2 protein-coding genes are annotated in these 2,755 nt (G+C 76.1%); both read left to right on the forward strand.

Annotation, left to right across the window (positions count from 1 at the left end; all coding sequences use genetic code 11):
- A partial coding sequence (locus tag OUY22_RS36390) for a phosphopantetheine-binding protein (protein WP_270159869.1) occupies positions 1-362 on the forward strand: 362 nt, incomplete at its 5' end.
- The coding region (locus OUY22_RS36395; protein ID WP_270159870.1) for a non-ribosomal peptide synthetase at positions 359-2,755 on the forward strand (2,397 nt) is incomplete at its 3' end. The genes OUY22_RS36390 and OUY22_RS36395, both read left to right, overlap by 4 nt.

Below are 2,755 nucleotides of genomic sequence, written 5' to 3' on the forward strand. Positions count from 1 at the left end.
TCGTCGCGGTGGAGGGGTTCCCGGTGTTGCCGAGCGGGAAGCTGGACCGCAAGGCCCTGCCGCCACCCGAGCCCGACGCCGTCCCCGACTACGTCGCCCCGCGCACCCCCGTCGAGGAGGCGCTGGCCGCCATCTGGGCCGACCTGCTCGGCCGCGACCGCGTCGGGGTCGCCGACGACTTCTTCGCCCTCGGCGGCCACTCCCTGCTGGTCGTCCGCCTCATCGCCCGGATCTCCGCCGAGCTGGGCGTGGAACTGCCGCTGCGCCGCTGCTTCGACGCCACCACCGTCGAGCAGCAGGCCCTCGCCGTACTCGAACACGCCCTCGAACACGAGGCCGACCTGCTTGAGGAGGAGCGGTGAGCGAAGGCATCCGCGACCGCCTGGCCGCACTCAGCCCCGACCAGCGGGCCGCGCTCGAAGCCCGTCTCCTCGGCCGCCGCGCGAGCAAGGCGCCCGGCCCGGCGATCCCGCACACCGACCCTGCGCTGGGCGCGCCGCTGACCGAGGCGCAGCGGCGGTTCTGGGTCGTCGACCAGCTCGACCCCGGCAACCCCGCCTACACCCTGTCGTGGGCGTACCGCATCGAGGGCGAGCTGGACGCCGCCGCGCTCGCGGCCGCGTTCGACGCGCTCGTGGACCGCCACCCCGTCCTCGGGTACGTCGTCACGCTGCGCGACGGCGAGCCCTGGCAGACGCCGGGACCGGTCAGGCCCGCGCTCACCGTCGAGGACCTGACCCCGGCCGAGGCGGACCGGGCGGCGCTCGCCGAGGCCCGGTTCCGCTTCGACCTGGCCGCCGGCCCGCTCACCAGGGCGCGCCTGCTGCGGGTCGGCGAGCGGGAGCACCGGCTCGTCCTGACCCTCCACCACCTGCTGGCCGACCGCTGGTCGGTGGCGATCCTGCTGCGCGACCTGCTGGCGCTGCACGCCGGCGACCCGCTGCCCGCCGCGCCGGCCTCCTACGCCGCCTACGCCACCTGGCAGCGGGCCCGGCCCGCCGCCAGGGAGGCCGACCTCGCCCACTGGCGCGAGACGCTCGCCGAGCTGCCCGACGTGCTCGACCTGCCCGCCGACCGCCCCCGCCCGCCCGTACGCGACAACGCCGGCCGCAGGCTGCTGTTCGACCTGGACCGGGAGACCGCCGACGGGGTGCGGGCGCTGGCCGCCGGCCGCCGGGCGACCCCGTTCATGGTGCTGGCCGCCGCCCTGCAGGCACTGCTGGCCCGCTACACCGGGCAGAGCGACATCCCGATCGGCACCCCCGTCTCCGCCCGCCCGGACCCGTCGCTGGACCACACCGTCGGCCTGTTCCTCAACACCGTGGTGCTGCGCGGCGACCTGTCCGGCGACCCCGCCTTCGCCGACCTGGTGGAGCGCACCCGGGAACGGGCGCTGGACGCCTTCGAGCACGCGGCGCTGCCGTTCGAGACCCTGGTCGAGGACCTGTCGGCGGGCCGCGACCTGTCCAGGAACCCGCTGTTCCAGGTCATGCTCGCCTACCAGAACACCCCGGCCCTGCCCGGCGGCGCGCGCGGCCTGCGCCTGGAACGCCTCGACGTGCGCCCCGGCACGGCCATGTTCGACCTGGACCTCATCGTCGAGGAACGCCCCGACGGCCGGCTGCTGTGCGTCCTGGACTACCCGACGGACCTGTTCGACGACGACCGGATGACCCGGCTGGCGGGCCACCTGCGCACCCTGCTCGCCGCCGCCGTCGCCGACCCCGGCCTGCGCCTGTCGGAGCTGCCGCTCATGGCCGCCGGCGAGCGGGAACGCACCCTGGCCGCCGGGCAGGGGCCGGCGCTGCCGTACCCGGGACGCGGCGTGCACGAGCTGGTCGCCGAGCAGGCCGCCCGCACCCCGGACGCGACGGCCGTGGCGGACGTCCACGGCGGCGGCCTCACCTACGCCGAACTGGAGGCCAAGGCCGCCCGCCTGGCCGCGCGGCTGCGCCGGCTCGGCGTCGGCCCCGAGACCCGCGTGGGCGTCTGCCTGCCCCGCACCCCCGACCTGATCGCCGCCCTGCTGGGCGTGCTCAAGGCCGGTGGCTGCTACGTCCCGCTCGACCCCGGCTACCCGCCGGACCGGATCGCCCAGATCCTCGACGACTCGGGGGCCGCGCTCGCCGTCACGACCGGCGCGCTCCAGGCCCGCCTGCCCGGCCACCCCGGCCGCCTCCTCCTGGAGGACCTGCCCGCCGACGGCGAGCACTTCGGTACGGGCGCGCATCCGGACCAGGCCGCCTACCTGATCTACACCTCCGGCTCGACGGGCCGGGCCAAGGGCGTCGTGGTGCCCCACCGCGGCCTGGCCAGCCTGCTGGAGCACGTCCGCGAACGGCCCGGCCCGGCCCCGGGCGAGCGCTACCTGTTCCTCACGTCGGTGTCCTTCGACATCGCCATGATCGAGATCTTCGGCCCGCTCGTCACCGGTGGCACGGTCGTGGTGGCCGCCACCGGCGAGATCGAACAGGTGCACCGGCTCGTCAAGGACGGCGACCTGCACACCGTCCAGGCCACCCCGTCGATGCTGGAGAGCCTGCTGCCCGCGCTCGCCGCCCGCGTCCCCCGGGTGGTCTCCACCGGCGAGGCGCTGCCCGCCGGGCTCGCCGCCCGGCTGCGTGAGGTGACGGACGAGCTGTGGGACCTGTACGGCCCGACGGAGACCACCGTGTGGTCCACCGGCCACCTGGTCACGGGAGACATGCGCGGCTCCATCGGCCGGCCGGTGGCGAACACGTCGGCGTATGTGGTG

Source organism: Nonomuraea corallina (genome assembly GCF_027620315.1).
Lineage (GTDB): Bacteria > Actinomycetota > Actinomycetes > Streptosporangiales > Streptosporangiaceae > Nonomuraea > Nonomuraea corallina.